This window comes from Succinatimonas hippei YIT 12066 (assembly GCF_000188195.1).
Classification (GTDB): Bacteria; Pseudomonadota; Gammaproteobacteria; order Enterobacterales; family Succinivibrionaceae; genus Succinatimonas; species Succinatimonas hippei.
This window is the reverse complement of sequence record NZ_GL831079.1, coordinates 12,261-12,643: the sequence shown is the minus strand read 5'-3', so window position 1 is coordinate 12,643 and position 383 is coordinate 12,261. Positions and strand designations below refer to the sequence as shown.

The window sequence follows — 383 nt, the reverse complement described above, 5'->3', positions numbered from 1 at the left end:
CGAAACCTCAGTCAATCGCTACAGCACTCATGCCGAGGATTTACCCAAGCAGTCCCATTACGTTGAGTTTGATAAAGAGCGGATTGAAAAGTGGGCTAAAAGCATCGGTAATAATACTGCTCAAGTAATCAAGCGGATTTTCTCTTCCTGTGATTTTGAGCAGCAGGGGTACAACCCGTGCCTTTCCGTGCTCCGCTTAAGCTCAAAATACGGAAAAAGCGAGCTTGAACGAGCCTGTGAAATAGCGCTCGGCAAGGTCAGCACCCCGAGATATAAGCATATCAATGCCGTAATCTTAGAGCAACAGGGTAAAAACTCCGGAGCAGCCGACGGCTTTACTGATAAAAACCCGCTTCAGCATGAAGGATATCTGCGCGGTGCCG

1 pseudogene is annotated in these 383 nt (G+C 48.3%); it reads left to right on the top strand.

Going from position 1 to position 383, the window contains the following annotated elements:
* Nucleotides 1–383: pseudogene (locus HMPREF9444_RS11160) on the top strand (hypothetical protein); the annotation flags it as partial.